The 16,408-nt window shown below is 39.1% G+C and carries 15 protein-coding genes; 4 read left to right on the plus strand and 11 right to left on the minus strand.

What is annotated here, in order from left to right:
• Positions 1-67: 67 nt before the first annotated feature.
• Together A3I9_RS12780 and A3I9_RS0109500 are read right to left on the minus strand one after the other, a co-directional pair.
• A complete protein-coding gene (locus A3I9_RS12780) occupies positions 68-2,380 on the minus strand; it encodes a GBS Bsp-like repeat-containing protein (RefSeq protein ID WP_018378798.1) in 2,313 nt (770 codons plus the stop codon).
• 91 nt (positions 2,381-2,471) lie between these two features.
• A complete protein-coding gene (locus A3I9_RS0109500) occupies positions 2,472-3,386 on the minus strand; it encodes an AEC family transporter (protein WP_018378799.1) in 915 nt (304 codons plus the stop codon).
• Positions 3,387-3,549: 163 nt separating this feature from the next.
• On the opposite strand from A3I9_RS0109500, the gene A3I9_RS0109505 reads away from it, so the two are divergent.
• The 3 genes from A3I9_RS0109505 to A3I9_RS0109515 all read left to right on the plus strand — a co-directional run bounded on the left by A3I9_RS0109505 (position 3,550) and on the right by A3I9_RS0109515 (position 6,284).
• On the plus strand, positions 3,550-3,867 hold the full coding sequence (locus A3I9_RS0109505; RefSeq protein ID WP_018378800.1) for a PadR family transcriptional regulator: 318 nt from the start codon (positions 3,550-3,552) through the stop codon (positions 3,865-3,867).
• Positions 3,864-4,982 carry a DUF4097 family beta strand repeat-containing protein gene (locus A3I9_RS13070; protein WP_018378801.1) on the plus strand — a complete coding sequence of 373 codons (1,119 nt, stop codon included), beginning with the start codon at positions 3,864-3,866 and terminating at the stop codon, positions 4,980-4,982. The genes A3I9_RS0109505 and A3I9_RS13070 overlap by 4 nt, the downstream gene beginning before the upstream one ends.
• Positions 4,983-5,075: 93 nt before the next feature.
• The gene (locus A3I9_RS0109515; protein ID WP_018378802.1) at positions 5,076-6,284 is read left to right on the plus strand and encodes a cation diffusion facilitator family transporter; all 1,209 of its coding nucleotides are present in this window, start codon (positions 5,076-5,078) and stop codon (positions 6,282-6,284) included.
• 60 nt (positions 6,285-6,344) lie between these two features.
• On the opposite strand, the gene buk is transcribed toward A3I9_RS0109515, so the two are convergent.
• Genes buk through A3I9_RS0109545 form a run of 6 tightly spaced genes read right to left on the minus strand, consistent with a single transcriptional unit; the run spans position 6,345 to position 10,879 of the window.
• Positions 6,345-7,451, minus strand: coding sequence for a butyrate kinase (gene buk / locus A3I9_RS0109520; RefSeq protein ID WP_018378803.1), 1,107 nt, complete (start codon positions 7,449-7,451; stop codon positions 6,345-6,347).
• Positions 7,452-7,460: 9 nt separating this feature from the next.
• Positions 7,461-8,456, minus strand: a complete 996-nt coding sequence (locus A3I9_RS0109525) for a phosphate acyltransferase (protein WP_018378804.1) — start codon at positions 8,454-8,456, stop codon at positions 7,461-7,463.
• A 9-nt stretch (positions 8,457-8,465) separates the two neighbouring features.
• A complete protein-coding gene (locus A3I9_RS0109530; protein ID WP_018378805.1) occupies positions 8,466-8,699 on the minus strand; it encodes an acyl carrier protein in 234 nt (77 codons plus the stop codon).
• 15 nt (positions 8,700-8,714) lie between these two features.
• On the minus strand, positions 8,715-9,137 hold the full coding sequence (locus A3I9_RS0109535) for a Zn-ribbon domain-containing OB-fold protein (RefSeq protein ID WP_018378806.1): 423 nt from the start codon (positions 9,135-9,137) through the stop codon (positions 8,715-8,717).
• Between the two features lie 12 nt (positions 9,138-9,149).
• Positions 9,150-10,451, minus strand: a complete 1,302-nt coding sequence (locus A3I9_RS0109540) for a thiolase C-terminal domain-containing protein (RefSeq protein ID WP_018378807.1) — start codon at positions 10,449-10,451, stop codon at positions 9,150-9,152.
• Positions 10,452-10,468: 17 nt separating this feature from the next.
• Positions 10,469-10,879, minus strand: a complete 411-nt coding sequence (locus A3I9_RS0109545) for a hypothetical protein (RefSeq protein ID WP_018378808.1) — start codon at positions 10,877-10,879, stop codon at positions 10,469-10,471.
• Between the two features lie 125 nt (positions 10,880-11,004).
• On the opposite strand from A3I9_RS0109545, the gene A3I9_RS0109550 reads away from it, so the two are divergent.
• A complete protein-coding gene (locus A3I9_RS0109550) occupies positions 11,005-12,591 on the plus strand; it encodes a PucR family transcriptional regulator (protein WP_018378809.1) in 1,587 nt (528 codons plus the stop codon).
• 154 nt (positions 12,592-12,745) lie between these two features.
• Here the strand turns inward: A3I9_RS0109550 and A3I9_RS0109555 are convergent, their stop codons facing one another.
• From A3I9_RS0109555 to rpoD, 3 genes are all read right to left on the minus strand, one after another.
• Positions 12,746-14,488, minus strand: coding sequence for an FAD-dependent oxidoreductase (locus A3I9_RS0109555; RefSeq protein WP_156809193.1), 1,743 nt, complete (start codon positions 14,486-14,488; stop codon positions 12,746-12,748).
• 333 nt (positions 14,489-14,821) lie between these two features.
• Positions 14,822-15,142, minus strand: coding sequence for a metal-sulfur cluster assembly factor (locus A3I9_RS0109560; RefSeq protein ID WP_018378811.1), 321 nt, complete (start codon positions 15,140-15,142; stop codon positions 14,822-14,824).
• A gap of 143 nt (positions 15,143-15,285) precedes the next feature.
• The gene (rpoD, locus tag A3I9_RS0109565; protein WP_018378812.1) at positions 15,286-16,407 is read right to left on the minus strand and encodes an RNA polymerase sigma factor RpoD; all 1,122 of its coding nucleotides are present in this window, start codon (positions 16,405-16,407) and stop codon (positions 15,286-15,288) included.
• Between the last annotated feature and the right edge of the window lies 1 nt (position 16,408).

Here is a 16,408-nt window from a genome sequence, read left to right on the forward strand (position 1 = left end):
TTTTGTTATAAATTAGAATATTTTAAAGTTAAATGAATACGATAGATCAAATGAACTAATTAGCATTCTAATCTGAAATACGTATAAATGGAAGTCCCTCTGTACGATCAATCGGATCGGTACTAGCAATTTGCCAAAGGTAAGACAAACTAGTCCAACCATTGTTTGCAGCATTGTACGGATCTAACACATAGGTTTGTCCATTTCGGTAACCCTTCAAGACAATTTCATGACCACCAACTGCAATGTATTTGCTTGGTCCAACTGCTGCCGTTACATAGTAATCTTGACGCAATGCTGTTTCCAGTGCCTGATAAGAATTTAGAGCGCTAGTCTTCAAACCCCAATTGCGTGCTGCCATTACCAGACCGCGTGAGCTAGTCCCATAGAAGTTACGGTTGTATTCTAAAGTATGATAGTGTAAGAAATTTCCAACTTGGACAGGCGTAACAGTAATGCCTCGTATCCCTGAAATAACCATAGCCATCGATGTTGGAACACAGCCCGTTGCCGCAAATGACCAGGCTCCAAAGTGAATCCCACCCCATCTACTATCTCGTTGAGAGTAGTAAGGAGCTTGATATGACGAACGAGCAACTGTAATACTGGTGGCACCCAAACCTCTCATTTGGCCATTCACTACTTGGTAAATGTGAATATGATATTTACCAGTCCCTTTGTGGTGTTGTACATTAAAGTTTCCAGCATAAGCAAATGCCTGCTGACGATATGCTTCATACCACCGCAAATCATCTTGCCCGCCTTGATCTGACCAGACCGCGAATCGAACAGGGCCCGAAGTATAAACCGGTTGAATCGAAAGATAATAATTTCCCATGCCATTGTATGAGGTATGGAAGCTAGTTACATTAGCTGGTTTCGTAATTTGAGCCTGAGTAGTTGCTAAACCAACCATTTTACCATTTTCAAGAACAGCATAGACATGGGCATGATATTGTCCAAACGTATACTTATGGCTTGCGACAGAAACGGTCACTTTATATGTACCATCTGTTTGTAGACTCGCAGTATACCACTGCAAGTCATCTTGACCTCCATCTGCAGACCAAACAGGAACTTTAATAGATTTTAAACCTCCAGGTGCCACTACATCCGATACAATCACATCAAAGCGCATGTTAGCTGAATCGATATTGCCAATTCGAACTTTTCCTGCTGGCGCTGGTAATGGTTCTACTTGGAAATCTTTTACTTGACCAATCCCAACCATTTTATTTTGAGGTGCGATAGTACCATATAGATGTGCGTTGTATTTACCAGTATCGAAACGGTGTTTTGACAAATTTACAAGGAGTTCATAGCTACCATCCGATTTTTTCGTTGCCTGGTACCATACAAGATCATCTTGCCCCTTATTTTCAGACCAAACAGGAATTTTTAGAGAGGTCACATATTGTGGAACATTTGTCACTTTTATTAAATAAGATGCGTTAGATACCTTTGTCACCAATGACTGTACTTCTAATTTAGGTAACGTCACTTGAGTAGTTGTCGCCATCACACCACGAATCTGCTTGTTGGTCAATTCATAGTAGAGATGCACATGGTATTTTCCTGCTGTATACTTGTGTTTTGCAAGATCCACACTGACTTTATAACTACCATCTGCTTGTTTAATCGCAGTATACCAAACGAGATCATCCTGGCCTTTCTCATCGGACCAGATAGGCAAGCGTAGGCGATGAATAGATTGATTCATTGGTACATTTGTCACAACGACATCAAAGTTTCCTTGATTCCCCTGTGGAACAATAGATAGATTAGGACCTTTTGCCTCCTCTTTTGTTATTGTTGGCTGTGTTGGTTCTTGGCTAGTAGCAGGAAGCTTGCTGGTAGTAACAGTCGAGGTTGTAGAAAGTGATCCTGTTGTCACAGGTTGCTCCACTTGAGTCGTTGTGCTACCTCCTAAGACTGTTTGACTAGTCACTGTATTGGCACTCGCCCCTGTATCCTGTTTAGGATAAGTCAATTTATCAAAGTGGTAGCTTTGACCTGATTCAGTCTTTAGATGAATCTCTAGTTCTTCCATAGTCAATTGATTCTGTGGTACACGAACTTCATACAGACCTGGGGAGGTCTCTTTAAAGGAAAAGGCTTCTTCTATTGGCCATGATTTCGCCCACAGTTTAAGTTCTGCAATAGGTTCCTTAGCGAAAAAGACAGTATCTGGTACAAAAGTCATCACCAATTCATCATTCTCATAACGGGTCTGGTAACTAGCTTTAACTGATTGACCTTCCACAGCTGTAATCGATTGTTTTGCCGTAGCTTCATTAGCGAATACTGGCACAAAACTTCCGACATCCGTCATCAATAATGTCGCCAGAGCAAATGACGTCATCACTTTTCTAATATTCATAGCCTTCTCCTGATTTTCAAATTACTCTTTTATTATAATATTTTTTTAAGTATCTGTAAATTCATTTTAAAAAGAATCATTGAACACAAAATTATTTTGCAAACAGTAGTACTAAGATTGTCATAATCACTAAATGGACTAAAATACAAAGCGAGTTTAGATTTGCTGGTTCCGAAGATTGACTTCCCAATTTTTGCGCATAAACTGGCGCTACCACAGAAATTGGAGAAAAGATACAAATCACGATCATTTGTCGAGTAATGAGAGGAGCTGGAAGCAAGAAAAAAATCGCTGCTGCTGCTATACTGCTGACAGTTAGTCGGATTATTAAAAGACGGATCAAGTGTATGAAATCTTCTTTTTCTATTTTTATCTCAATCATCACACCAAGCATTAACATGGCTAAAAATGGATTGGCATTGGCGGCAATAGAGCTCGCTGACAATAATTGAGACGGAATTTGCAGACCAAAAGTAGATAAAATAAAGATCAGTAAGTAGATTGCAAAAGGAACAGAACCAAATAGGTGACGTAATATAGTTGTAATCCCCATTCGTTCTCCATTGCGATCCAAACCACTAGCAAGCGTGTAATTTCCACCCAATACCATAAAGGCGTTCCCTGTGTCAAACAATAATACAGGCACCAAATAACTCACTGGAAAAAATGCTTGTACAAATGGAAGGGTAAAGGTCCCGATATTATAACCCGAAATCTGTACCAGTCCAATCCGTTGTGCCTGGTCTCCTCTTTTATACGCCTCCCAATAACCAACCCCATCCATTACAAGATTCATTAGAAATCCTAAAAGCAAAGGGGCAAGCATTCCACTTCCTAAACGAACGGATGAGGCAGATGCCAAAATTGCACAGGGAAGGGTTACATTCATCACAATCGCTGAAAAAATGCCCGCATCCTCACGCCGAGCTACTTTGCGCATTTTCAATATATATCCCAGAGCCATCACCAACAAAAAGCCTAGCGCTCTTGCTAAAATCTCTATCACTTGCAACCTCCCTAAGTCTGTTTTATTATATCATATCCGCTATTTATGTACTTTTTTTATGAATATATAATTTTTTTATATATTATTCTTGACATTTTGTATCTATGGGTATAAAATTTATATATAAATATTTTATATATTATTGAAACAAAGGAGGTTCAGCATGTACTATCCTGTATCATCCGTCTTAATCGAATTTTTGATACTCTCCATTATCGAGAAACAGGATTCTTACGGATATGAGATTAGCCAGACCATTAAGCTTGTTGCGGATATTAAAGAATCTACACTCTATCCTATTTTGAAAAAGCTTGAGGCAGCTGGCTATGTCACCACTTATTCGCAGGAGTATCAAGGCCGAAAGCGGAAATACTACTCCATTACTTCTCTTGGACGCAACCACATTCCCTTTTTACAGCAGGAATGGAAAATCTACAAAGAACAAATCGATGGCATTATAGAAGGGAGCCTTAGAAAATGACACGCGCACAATTTTTAAAAGAATTAGAAGACAAACTACAACCACTTTCAAGAAAAGAATATGATGAAGCGATGGACTACTTTATCGAACTTTTTGATGAAGCAGGGCCTGAAAACGAAGGCGCTATCATAGAAAGCCTTGGTACACCAGATGAAGTCGCTAACGAATTGCTAGGTAAACTCGCTTCTGCTCCTGTTCCTATTCATCATCAACAGAGCAAGCAGCAAGAATCGAACTGTTCACAAGCACAATCAAGTTTTGATAAAAAAGAAGAGCGGATAAACTTAGGTGACTTTAAGCAGTTATCTATTCGATTGAACACAGCAGATTTATCTATATTACCAACTGATGAAGACACTGCCTACCTACTTTGTAATAAGGATAGTGACGTAATGGTAGAATATCAAGCAGACCTCTTAACTATCCGACAATCTTTTCGTCAAAAGGAAACTTTTTCATCTAGCTTTAATTTAAAAGTCCTTATACAAGGCATCACTCAGCAAATCTTCTCAAATAATCATGTTTGCTTGTATCTTCCTAAAAATTGCCAACTAGAAAAACTCACTGTCCAACTTGGAAGTGGCGATGTCAGTCTAGAAAATTTAGCTATTTCAGGAGGAAAAATCCAAACTGGTTCTGGTGATATTCTATCCAAAAACTGCCACCTTTCACAGACAAAAATAGGAGCAGGTTCTGGTGATATAGAACTCCTCTCTTGCCAAGTGGATAAGGGAAATCTTCAAATTGGTAGTGGCGATATTAGCCTCACCAAGAGTCAGGTGAAGCAACTACGAATCGAACTTGCCTCTGGTGATATTGACTGCACCCTTTCTCAGTTGGAAAGCATTGACATAGATTGTGCTAGTGGGGATATGGAGTTGAGGCGTTGTCAATTTATCGGAAAAAGTTCTCTGACAAACGTATCTGGTGACATTTCGATCCGTGATTTCCAAAGCAATGCTAACACGACATCGCTATATATCGAAACTGCCTTTGGTGATTGCGATACAGATTTAGTCCTGTCATCAAACAGTCGTGGTTATGCTTATCATGCTCCACAAGCAAGTGCTGAACTACAGATTATCAGTCAAACTGGTGATGTCGAAATATTCTAATCCAAAAGAGCTTTCAAGCTCTTTTACTTTGCTCCTATCTTCATTGAAAATCCCTCTTCTTTCTGCTAAAATGGAGAAAACAAGGAGTTTCTTATGCAAGAACAAATCAAAAATTTAAAAACAGCGGAGAAAGGAGCACTGCTTTCCATCTGGGCTTATATCATCCTCTCAGGCATCAAACTAGCTGCCGGACAGACTTTCCATTCAGATGCTCTGACTGCAGATGCTTTTAATAATATTTCAGATATTGTTGGCAATATTGCTGTATTAATCGGACTAAAAATGGCACAAAAACCAGCTGATACCGACCATAAATTTGGCCATTGGAAAATCGAAGATTTAGCTAGTCTGATAACCTCATTTATCATGTTTGTCGTAGGATTACAGGTCCTTTATTCCACTATCCAGAAAATCATTTCTAATGAGACCGTGGAGATTGACATGGCAGGTGCCTTTGTTGGACTAATATCTGCTGTTATAATGCTCGGAGTCTACCAATACAATAAGCATCTTGCAAAGAAAGTACGCTCGAAAGCCCTAGAGGCTACTGCGAAGGATAATCTATCAGATGCTGTTACGTCAGTTGGAACTTCTATCGCTGTCTTTGCTGCAGCTTTCCACTTGCCCATCATTGATAAAATTGCAGCCATTATCATCACGTTTTTTATTCTAAAAACAGCCTATGAAATCTTTATGGAAAGTTTTTTCACACTATCAGATGGTTTTGACGAAGATCTTCTTCATCGATACGAGAAAGATATTCTGAAACTTCCTAAGATTGTCTCTGTGAAATCGCAGAGAGGGAGAACCTATGGGGCGAATATCTACCTTGATATTGTCCTTGAAATGAATCCTGACCTATCTGTGTATGAGAGCCATGCCATCACTGAAAAGGTTGAAGAGTTGCTCAAACTAAAGTATGGTGTCTTTGATGTTGATATCCATGTCGAACCATCTGAAATTCCGCATGATGAAATGTACGAGCATGTTTATGATAAACTCTATCGTTTCGAAGCCCAGCTTCATGCACACGAAACTGGATATGAAGAGTTAATTGATGCAAATTTCATATACATCAGTCGTAACGGCGAATCACTAACAAAAGAAGAGTTCCTTTCGCAACACCAAGAGCAATCCAGCTACATGAAACATTTCCAAATGGATTCTATCAGTCAAAAATCTAAGCTTGTTACTTTCGAAATAGCAGATGAAATTCACACTTCCCTCTGGCGCCGGCATGAGGATTGGCAGTTGCTCTTCCATCAAATTACTCCTAAAATAAAAGAAAATAGTCCTCTTTAGAAAGGACTATTTTTTCATCTATTCAATGCTTCATACTGTTCAACTTCACTACACCTTCTACTAGAAAATGCCTTCTGGATTCCAGCTAGATTCGCCTGTATAATGTTTAACCTTTTCTATTCCAGTTAAAACTCGAATCGCGCCATTTGCCATGGCTTCCATTTCAAATTCGCCTGGATAAGGATAAATGGGAGCAATCCATTTACAGTAGTCTTGAAGTTGGCTTACAAGATTTTCATTATGAACCATACCCCCACCAAGTAAAATAGCTGTCACATCTCCTTTTAAGACACAAGCCATCTCACCAATTGTTTTGGCAATTTGGTAAATCATCGTGTCCCAAACGTATTTGGCTTTTTTATCTCCAGCTTGGGCGGCGTCTGAGACAGATTTTGCATCAGATGTCCCAATCAGACTGACCAATCCACCTGTTCGCGTGGAGAGTTTTTTCAAATCAGCTATGGAGGCACCATTTTCTAACAATTGGATGATATTTGCTAAAGATAAACTGCCTGATCGAGTTGGAGCCATTGGCCCTTCCCCACCAGCAATGTCAATTCCATCAATCATTTTCCCTTTGCGATGGGCAGACACAGAAATCCCTCCACCAATGTGGCAAACGATGTAGTTGACCTCTTCATAGTTTTCCCCTTGTCTTTTTGCATGCTGAAGAGCCGTTTCTTTCAGATTGAGAGCATGAAGATGACTCGCACGATAAACTCCTTTTACTCCCGTCAATCGTGCTAAAGGTTGATACTCATCTGTATCAGGTGGATTTACAACAAAAGCAGGACAATTGGCTTCTTTTGCAAATAAATCTGCTAATTGAGCTCCTAAATTTGCTGGATGTTCAACACCATTGGCGCAGGTACGAGCATCGTGAAGTAATTTTTTGTCAACAGTATATACTCCACCTTCTAGCGGCAAAAGTCCTCCACCTCGTCCAACAACAGCTTGTAATTCAAGAATGGATACTCCTGCTTCATTTAAACAATCTTCAATCAAACTTTTTCTGTAATCCAATTGTTGATTATTATGTTCAAATTTGGCTAACTCAGTTGCTTCGTGTGAAATATTTTTATCGAACCGGCATTCTTCCCCCAGAAAATATGCAATTTTTGTCGAGGTTGAACCCGGATTGATGGTTAAAATCCGATAATTTTCCATAGGGGCCTCCTAATAGGTTGCTCGAACAGCCGTCAAAGCAATATTTCCCACTAGTTCTGATACTGGTGCACTACGTGAGCAATCGCTAATGACTTTGTTCATACCTGTAATCATTGGTCCATAAGCATCTCCCTTAGCAAATTGTTGTACCAATTTGACTCCAATATTTCCTGCGTTTAAATCAGGGAAAATAAGGACATTGGCCCGTCCTGCTACTTGTGAGTCTAGACTTGCTTTTTTAGCTGCGACGGCGGGATTAATGGCAGTATCTAATTGGAATTCTCCCTCAATCAATAAATCCGGTCGTAAAGCATTAGCCACTTTCACAGCTTCTATCACTTTACCAGCCAATTCTCCTGTTCCGCTACCTAATGTTGAATACGATAGCATGGCACAGCGAGGAGTCCAATCAAAAAGAGTCTGTACTGTTTCACAAGCTGAAATGGCGATGCTAGCCAAACTTTCTGCATCCGGATTTTGACAAACCGCTGCATCTCCAAAAGCTAGTAATTGTCCTTCACTACCTGCAAATCCCGGAATATCCATAATCCCACAGCTAGAAACAGTCTTGATTCCTTCTTTCAAGCCAAGAATACTCTGCCCCGCTAGAATCACATCTCCCGTAGGGTGTGAAATTCCGGCAAAGGCTGCGTCTACTCGCTCTACTGCTGTCAATACTAGAGCGAAATAGAGGGGGTCAATAAGACGCCGCTTTAGGGATTTTCCACGAAAAATAGCATAGGGATAATTCAAATATTCTGTAATTAATTCCTCCTGCAGTATTTCATCTTCCACATCATAAATCTCAAAGAGAGAACTGTCTAGCCCCAATTCTTCACATTGTTTGTTAATTTCAAGTAGTTTTCCAACTAAAACAGGGTATATATAGCCCGCTTTTCCAGCCTCATGAGCTGCTTGTAGAATTTTTTCATCTTCTGCTTCGGGAAAGACCATGCGAGCTGGTCTATCTTTTGCCTTCTGATAAATTTTTGTCATGACATCCATGAGTTTCACCTATACTTCCGCTTCAACAACCTTTACCAAATCTCCAACTGTTACAAATTTCGCAGCTTCTGAAATTGGAATCATGACATCTAATTCATCTTCAATATTAGCTACAAGGCTTACCATCGCAAGAGATGAAGCAGCTAATTCATCCTTAAAAGAAGTTTCAAGTGTAATGGTTTCTACTTCTACATCAAAGGCTTGAGCGACTAATTCAATAATAGTTTGTGTTACTTCTGACATCTTTCTTCTCCATTTCTACTTTGCTTGAGCAAGGAAATCTTCATCTACTTCAAAGGCTACCATTTTATAGCCATCCCGAGGAACAATAATGGCATGAACAGGTACATTTGGCAAATGTTCTTCCATGTACTCTCTATTCTTCTTTTTAACACCCTTGATGATACAATTGAAATAGGCTCCTTCTTCAATTTCTACAGAACCATAGGCATAAGGCTTCATATCGTCATTGACTGGTTGGTGAGTCATCATGCCCGGTAAGAAGAAATCAATCATCTTCCCTTTACCAGAAATTTCAACCCATTCCATATCGTGTATTTCTCCGCAAGAGTTACAAGTCAGTACAGGCGGAAATTCAACAGCACCACATCCAGTACATTTACGACCTAATATTTTCCCTTCGTCTAGAGCATCATAAAATGTCTTTACAATTTTTTCCATTACATCTTCCTCCTACAAAGTTCGCAAAATCGTTGCAGAAACATTTTGTCCACCACCAAAACCACGTAGTAAGGTTGTTTTTGGCAATTTCTTCACTTGTCGTTCACCGCATTCACCACGCATTTGTTTGACTGCTTCATAAATATCTGCTAAACCTGAAGCAGCATGGGCATGTCCAAATGATGTACGACCACCATTGGTATTGATTGGTTTATCTCCATCAAAACGTGTGCGACCTTCCAAGACATACTTGTAGCCATCTTCTTTTGGCAAGTAACCAGCAATTTCTGCTGCATCCAAATGAGAAGTTACAATAAAGTCATTTGCGTAGAACAAATCAATTTCTTCTGGTTTTACTCCGGTCAATTCATAAACTTGACGACAAGCTTCACGAGTCGCACGGCGTTCCAAGTGTGGATTAGAAGCTTCTAGAGCTGAAGACCCAGTTCCCAAAATTTCAATCGGATGATCGGTGTATTTATAGGCCATTTCTGTTGGACAGACAATCACTGCAGCTGCACCTTCACTGCGCTCTTCCAATCCACTCACGCGCATATAATCACCAATTTTAGGATTAAATGGCGAATGTAGGAAGTCCATAGCAGAATTAAATCCTTTTTCCTTGGCAATTTCATCATAGGTCGTCTGCAATTTCGCTAGTGGATTCTTTGAGGCATTGTACCGATTGTTGATAGCCATAGCACAGAGAACATCATCCATTGTCTTTGCATCTAGTTTATGATCACGCGCATAAAGGGCTGCCAAGTCGTCAAAAACGGTATACATACCTGCTTGCATACTGCGTGTATAAGCCCGATCGTAAATATACTTGAGAGAGGTATTAAATTCTTCCAAGCTAAACGCACGACGTTTATGAGCAGGTTGTCCCTCAACTGGAAGGCTTGCTCCCATATCAGCAGAGGCAGAAAGAACCATATCGTATTTACCAGAAGCAACAGCCATAACTGCAATTTCCAATGCTAAATAGCCTGTACAACAAGCTTCAGAGTGATGCATTGACCCCTTCCCTTTCATACCAAACCAGTTGGCGACCTGCATATTAGGAGTAATATACTCTGAAACAAAATTTGGATTTGCCTGTCCGTGGAAATAATAATCAATATCTTTCGGTTGGACACCTGCATCTTTCATAGCTTCCAAGGCTGCATAACCAAATAATTCTCCTTCTGTTAGCCCTTCCGTCTCTGGACTACCTAAGATTTCCATAAATGGTGTACAACCAACTCCAATAATCGAAACACTCCGTCCATATGGTTTTAACGTTGTGTGATTTAAAACACCTTGATGTTCCATAATGTATTCCTCACTTTTTATATTGATTTTTCCGATGTTATGCGTTCATAGCTTTTAGCTGTTAGCAGAGAAGCTATAATTGCTGTAAGATAAAGAATTGGTAAAGACTTAGCCCAATTTACCAAGGTTTCTGCCGTTATCGAATTCGCCTGCGCATTCAAGATAAATGTAATAACGGTCACATTAACGAAAGCAATGGAAACTAATGTCAATAAGAGTGGTGGAATTCCTACTTTCTTTGCCCATACTGGGCACCACTTATCTAATGGAATCACATAGACCAGTACCATTGCAATCAGAAAACCTTCTATCGTCGGTAAAAGAAAGTTTATTGCTGTAGGCGGCTGTCGGAGCAACAGTAAGGTTACTAAACTCAAACTAACCGAAACTGCTGTATTCATGACAATATTGAATCGTAATTTTTCCATATATACCTCCTTTATTTTGCTAATTTGATTATACCGCGCCTATCTCTTCTTTTTTTAGTAAGCACTTACAAAACAACAGGCAAAGATGGTATAATAATTGTAAAATATTACAAAGAGGGAAAGACATGAGATTAGACGACATCATTACAGCAATTACATCTCAACACATTAAGATTGCCCAATTAGGAAATTCAACGATTAATATAAATGAAATGGTAGACAGTGATTGGTTTGACATGAGTAATCATGGAGAAGTTGGGACTTTCTACATTCTAGAAAATCCTCTTCCCTCTCAGCTCAAAGGCAGTGATCAGTCATTAACATTTCTATGCTATGAAAAAGAGGGCTATTTAGAACAACTATTATCAGCTTTTCCAAAATCCAGCATCATTGTTGCTAGCGACTTAGGGAATCTCTTGCAAATTAAAGAAGCGATTCAGCAAACACTCTATCTGAACTATGTTTCTTTAGAACGTTTATCAGAAGCTTACCATGCCATTTTCTCCGGCGCAAATTTCCAAAAACTCGCTGAAATTGGTACTCGAATCTTTGGAAATCCTGTCTTTATATTGGATAATTTGGGGAATTATATTGCCTTTCCACCATCAGATAGTACTGAAATGGTATTATTACAAGAGGAGCGACAACGTGGACGGATTTTGGAAAGTGATCTCTCTGAACTCCGACGATTAAAGATTGATGCGATTTTACAAGAAACAGGTAAAGCCTACCTCTTTGAAAATCCAGTTCTGAATCACCGTACTCTAGTGGACTTTATTCGACTCAATGGGACTGTTTTAGGGAGATTGATGGTGTATGATAAAAACAAACCCATCACCGAGGGAGACCGGATTGTCTTTATGCATTTTGCTAGAATTGTTGCCCTTGCTTTTACCCATGATCGCAACTATTTGATGAATAAGGAGGCATCTTATTCTTATTTTCTACAAGCTCTAGTCAACCGTAACAACACTGCCATAGCAGTCGGAAATGCTCAAATCGAAGAGATGAAATTACATATTCTTCACTATAAGCGAGTCCTTCTCTTTTCATTTATTGACGAGGCAGTCACAGAAACTAATAGGTTAGCAATTGCTAAACAGCTTCAATCACTTCTTGGAAATGCTCTTTATATGTTTCATGAAAATCGATTGGTTTTTCTTGTTTCAAGTAATCAGAAGGACTTTTTACAATCCAAAGTCAATCTATTACTAGAGTTCTGTCAAATTACCAGTCTTCGTTTAGCAAGTAGCCATATTTTTTATGACTTTAATCTTTTTCGACAAATGTTTCAGCAAGCAAGTCAAGTGGAAAACATTGTCAATAAATACCAATTAAAAGGGAATCTCTTTTCTTATCGCTACTTAGATAGTCTGATAACACTAGATTTGCATCGTACGAACCATCCTGCTTTTGTCCACCCTGATATTCTAGAACTACTTACTCATGATCAGAATAAAAAAAGTCAATTATTGACAACTCTTGCTACCTACATCCTCTTTAATCAAGATATTGATGCGATATCACATTACCTTTTCGTTCACCCAAATACCCTTCGTTATCGCATCAAGCAGATCAAAAAACTCCTTCACAATGATTTACAAGATTGGCTTCTGCTCAAAACATACTACGATTCATTGGTACAACTCTTCCAAATAGGAGACATATCCAACCAAGATTTAATCATAAAATATGATTTACACTTTCTTTAACCTACAAAAAGTGCTTTTGAAAGCACTATCTGACATATAAAAAAACGAACAAATCTATTGTTGATTGTGTTCGTTTTTTATTTAATGTATGATGTTTCAAATTCGATGATTTGTTCATTTAAAATAAACACCCTTATCAGACAGGAATTATCATTTATTTTAAATTATTAACAATAGCTTGACCTGCCATCCGTCCTGAATTGACTGCAAACCCCATAGAATTTCCTGGTAAGGTAAAGTTATAACTGTCTCCGTAAATGGTATTGGCATCTGATCCTGCACTATATAGTCCTGGAATTACTTGATTTTCCTCATCCAAAACCTGACATTGAGCATTTATCCGTACACCACCCATCGTACCATACGCACCTACATAATATTTACCAACTAAATAACCGCCCTCTCCAGTAATTGGGTGCAAGAACTTTTCATCTTTAAAGAAAATTTCATCCACTCCTTTGGCGCAAAATTGATTGTATTCGGTAATCGTATGGTGTAACGTTTCAAGTGGAATCTGCAATTTAGCTGCTAATTCTTCAAGCGTATCAGCTGTAATAATCGCTTCGTAGTTGTTTTCTTTCGCTTTTTGTACATCCTGATCAATCATATGGAACCCTTGAACTGGGTGAACAAAGTCTACAATGTCCGGTCCATTTTCTTGGTAATTTTTCAAAATCGAACGATCCATAATACAATATGCATAGTGGCCCGGTTGTAAAGCAATAGCATTTCCAGCAAATGTTGTATTTCCCATGAACCCTTCATTCATAAAGCGTTCCCCACGTTGATTGATAAGAAGATTTGGTTGACGAAGGACACCATCGGCTATCATATAATCTAAGTTATGTGGCAAAACAAAGATGATTTCTGTGGCTAGGCCAAACTTTTGAGCACCTGCCTTCCACATCATTTTCAGACCTTCTCCCGTAATACCTGGTACATTAAAAGTATAAAAATTCTGATTCAAATCATATCCAAATTCTTCTTTAATCATTGCAGCGTTGCTACCAAAGCCTCCAGTTGCCACAATCACAGCCTTAGCATGAGCATGAATCACTTGTCCTTCCTTACTTGTAGCAGTCAGACCAACAACCTTGCCACCTTCTAGCATCAAATCATCTACTGGTGTATTTAAGTAAAAGTCAACCCCCAATTCTTTGGCTCTTTCTGTCATCGCCTTATTCATTGGTGCTGCAGCACCTGGACCGATTTTTCCATTATTATCTACAATGTGCCAAGTTGCTTCAGATTCTTTAAAGTAACGGAATGCACCTGCAAATTTAACTCCCATTTCTTGCAACCAATCTATTGTATTGCTAGAAAGGTTAAAATAGGTTTGTACTAAATCAGCATCCACACGGTAATGTGTGTATTCCATTTGTTTGGTCAAAGCCTCTTTAATAGAAAGATCATTGAACATAGACCGTTGAATCTTAGTATTAATGCCCAAAGGTCCCATTCCCATATTCGCAGTGCCACCAGTAACCGATTGTTTTTCAAAGACAGCTACAGTTAATCCTGCTTCTGCAGCTGTTACAGCTGCTGCTAATCCAGCTGGCCCTGCTGCAACAATGGCTACATCCACTGAAATATCTTTCTCAGACAAATCATGCTCTTCCTGCAATCCTGCTTTTTTCAGAGCATCTTCTACTGCATCCATAATCGCATGAGAAGAAACAGTTGCTCCACTGACTGCATCTACTTTGGTAGATTGTTGGGCAACAATTCTTTCTGGAATATATACAGAAGCATTATCTGGATAAGCAGGAGAACCATGATTCCCTAACACCTTAACTGCACCAATTTTACCACCAACAATTGTAACTTCAACATCATAATCACCATGTTGCCCCTGACCAGTACCAACATAGATTCCATTGTTTAATTCAGACATCATGTGCCCTCCTTATTTTCTCTAATTTTTTTCATCATATCATAAGTCATTATGGTTTAGATTGTAAAGTTTGACAAAAAGTTCACAATTTATTCGTCTATTTCTAGAATATTTTACAAAGAAAATAGTAGATAAAACTTTTTACTATGTACTTCATAAACAGAAACTAAAATAAATGCATTAATAACGTAATCCATTATAAAAATCTATCCAATGCTAGAAAGAAATTCTCACAACTCTTCATCATCCTATCAATTATTTCTGATTCCCTATTCATTTGATTAATTGAATAGCATATAGACACAAAAAATGCTGACAATCACTGTCAGCTTACTTTTATCTAATTCCTAAGGCAATACGTGCATATCGGCTCATTTTTTGAACTGTCCATGCAGGAGACCACACTAATCGAACATCGATTTCTTTCACCTCAGGCACACTTTGCAATACATCATGTATTTGATCTGTAATCAGATCTGCCAAAGGACATCCCATTGTAGTTAAGGTCATATCAATTTCTGCTTTTCCATCCATAAAGCGAATCTCATAAATCAACCCAAGATTAATAATATCAATCCCTAATTCAGGGTCAATCACCTCTTCAAGAGCAGTGAAAATCCGTTCTTGAATGTCCTTTACTTGTTCATCTGTATACATATTTTCTCTCCTCTTATTACCTGCTGTACCATAATGGTGTCATGGTTACAAGCTAAACAATTTCTAGATCGGGTTAAAAATCTCTCCCAACTAGCTCCGTTCCTTATTTCTAGCGGAGCGTTAAAAATGTCCCAAGGACATTTTTAATCCTCCATAAAGTCACGAAGTGGTTTGCTGCGGCTTGGATGGCGGAGTTTACGGAGAGCTTTGGCTTCGATCTGACGGATACGTTCACGTGTTACGTTAAAGACTTTACCCACATCTTCCAAGGTGCGCATCTTTCCATCGTCCAGACCAAAACGGAGACGGAGCACATTTTCCTCACGGTCTGTCAAAGTATCCAATACTTCATCCAACTGCTCACGAAGTACTACACGAGTAGTGTAATCTACTGGATTTTCAATGACTTCGTCTTCGATAAAATCACCAAGATGGCTATCATCTTCTTCACCAATTGGTGTTTCCAGAGAAACTGGTTCCTGCGCAATCTTCAAGATTTCACGTACCTTATCTGGTGTCATATCCATCCGCTCTGCGATTTGTTCAGGTGTAGGATCTTGTCCCAACTCTTGGAGCAAATTACGTTGTTCACGAACCAATTTGTTAATGGTCTCTACCATGTGGACTGGAATCCGAATCGTACGAGCCTGGTCTGCAATCGCACGTGTAATTGCTTGACGGATCCACCATGTTGCATAAGTTGAGAATTTGAATCCTTTGGAGTAATCAAATTTGTCCACGGCTTTCATAAGCCCCATATTTCCTTCTTGGATAAGGTCCAAGAATTGCATGCCACGACCTACATAGCGCTTCGCAATTGAAACTACCAAACGTAAGTTGGCTTCTGCTAAGCGTTGTTTCGCTTCAACATCTCCTGCTTCAACAGCAAGCGCCAACTCTTGTTCCTCCTCATTGGTTAAAAGAGGCACAACACCAATTTCTTTTAAGTACATGCGGACTGGGTCATTGACCTTCGCTGAATTGCTTCCAAGCAATTCTTCATCCGAAAGTTCAGGTTCCTCTTCATTCTGAATCACACGTGCGCTTGGGTTTCCACCTTTATCAACAATTGAAATCCCCGCATCTTGAATCCGTTGGAGCAAATCATCAATCCCATCAGCATCCAATGTGAACGGAACGGCCAATTGCTCTAAAATATCATCGTCAACAGCTGTTCCCGCTTTTTTGTGATTCCGAATAAAGTCTGCCACTTGGACATCAAAAGTTGTAACTTCTGTCTTTTTCTCTGCTTTTTTCGCTACCATA

The organism is Streptococcus ovis DSM 16829 (assembly GCF_000380125.1).
Taxonomy (GTDB): Bacteria; Bacillota; Bacilli; order Lactobacillales; family Streptococcaceae; genus Streptococcus; species Streptococcus ovis.

Excerpts from the sequence above, each read along its gene's own strand:
- A3I9_RS0109515 (WP_018378802.1), top strand. The coding sequence starts at position 5,076 with ATGCAAGAACAAATCAAAAATTTAAAAACAGCGGAGAAAGGAGCACTG.
- A3I9_RS0109560 (WP_018378811.1), bottom strand. The coding sequence starts at position 15,142 with ATGTATACAGATGAACAAGTAAAGGACATTCAAGAACGGATTTTCACT.
- A3I9_RS0109545 (WP_018378808.1), bottom strand. The coding sequence starts at position 10,879 with ATGGAAAAATTACGATTCAATATTGTCATGAATACAGCAGTTTCGGTT.
- A3I9_RS0109555 (WP_156809193.1), bottom strand. The coding sequence starts at position 14,488 with ATGATGTCTGAATTAAACAATGGAATCTATGTTGGTACTGGTCAGGGG.
- A3I9_RS0109550 (WP_018378809.1), top strand. The coding sequence starts at position 11,005 with ATGAGATTAGACGACATCATTACAGCAATTACATCTCAACACATTAAG.
- A3I9_RS0109540 (WP_018378807.1), bottom strand. The coding sequence starts at position 10,451 with ATGGAACATCAAGGTGTTTTAAATCACACAACGTTAAAACCATATGGA.
- buk (WP_018378803.1), bottom strand. The coding sequence starts at position 7,451 with ATGGAAAATTATCGGATTTTAACCATCAATCCGGGTTCAACCTCGACA.
- rpoD (WP_018378812.1), bottom strand. The coding sequence starts at position 16,407 with ATGGTAGCGAAAAAAGCAGAGAAAAAGACAGAAGTTACAACTTTTGAT.
- A3I9_RS0109505 (WP_018378800.1), top strand. The coding sequence starts at position 3,550 with ATGTACTATCCTGTATCATCCGTCTTAATCGAATTTTTGATACTCTCC.
- A3I9_RS12780 (WP_018378798.1), bottom strand. The coding sequence starts at position 2,380 with ATGAATATTAGAAAAGTGATGACGTCATTTGCTCTGGCGACATTATTG.
- A3I9_RS0109525 (WP_018378804.1), bottom strand. The coding sequence starts at position 8,456 with ATGGATGTCATGACAAAAATTTATCAGAAGGCAAAAGATAGACCAGCT.
- A3I9_RS0109535 (WP_018378806.1), bottom strand. The coding sequence starts at position 9,137 with ATGGAAAAAATTGTAAAGACATTTTATGATGCTCTAGACGAAGGGAAA.
- A3I9_RS13070 (WP_018378801.1), top strand. The coding sequence starts at position 3,864 with ATGACACGCGCACAATTTTTAAAAGAATTAGAAGACAAACTACAACCA.
- A3I9_RS0109530 (WP_018378805.1), bottom strand. The coding sequence starts at position 8,699 with ATGTCAGAAGTAACACAAACTATTATTGAATTAGTCGCTCAAGCCTTT.